The sequence below is a fragment of the Corallococcus sp. AB049A genome, from assembly GCF_003668885.1.
GTDB lineage: Bacteria > Myxococcota > Myxococcia > Myxococcales > Myxococcaceae > Corallococcus > Corallococcus interemptor.
The window spans coordinates 1-431 of the sequence record NZ_RAWL01001177.1 but is presented as its reverse complement, the minus strand read 5'-3'; the positions used below and the strand labels follow the sequence as shown (position 1 = coordinate 431).

At 69.8% G+C, this 431-nt stretch carries 2 protein-coding genes; one reads left to right on the top strand and one right to left on the bottom strand.

Annotated elements, in window-relative coordinates:
- Nucleotides 1-3 precede the first annotated feature (3 nt).
- Nucleotides 4-138 (top strand): AFG1/ZapE family ATPase, encoded by a 135-nt coding sequence (gene zapE / locus D7X55_RS46695; protein ID WP_368666532.1) that lies wholly within the window; start codon nt 4-6, stop codon nt 136-138.
- 100 nt (nt 139-238) lie between these two features.
- On the opposite strand, the gene D7X55_RS46690 is transcribed toward zapE, so the two are convergent.
- The coding region (locus D7X55_RS46690) for a hypothetical protein (RefSeq protein ID WP_199747432.1) at nt 239-431 on the bottom strand (193 nt) is incomplete at its 5' end.

Here is a 431-nt window from a genome sequence, read left to right as displayed (position 1 = left end):
AACCTGGTCTGCACCGCCAGCACCTCGCCGATCGAGCTGTACACCGGCCAGCGCCTGCAGGGCGCGTTCGAACGCACCGCCTCGCGCCTGATCGAGATGCAGAGCGCCGAGTACCTGGGTACCCCGCACCGGGCGTGAGGGCGGTTTACTGTAGAGCCGAGCCCACGCTCGGCTGCCTCTGGATGATGTGCCGAAAGGGAGCCGAGCATGGGCTCGGCTCTACAGCAGCGCCGCGCAGCTATCGGGAAGGCGCCACCGCATTCCCACGCGGCCGCTCATCCGGCCCGGCCGACACCTGCAGGCCCGAGCCATCGCCGTGCTCCACCCGAACGCTCTCGCTGCGCTCCAGCAGCCGCAGCGGTTGGCCTTGGTAGCGCACTTCCAGCGCGTCATGGGTGTCGGCCAGCGACTGCACCAGCGGGCACAGCGAC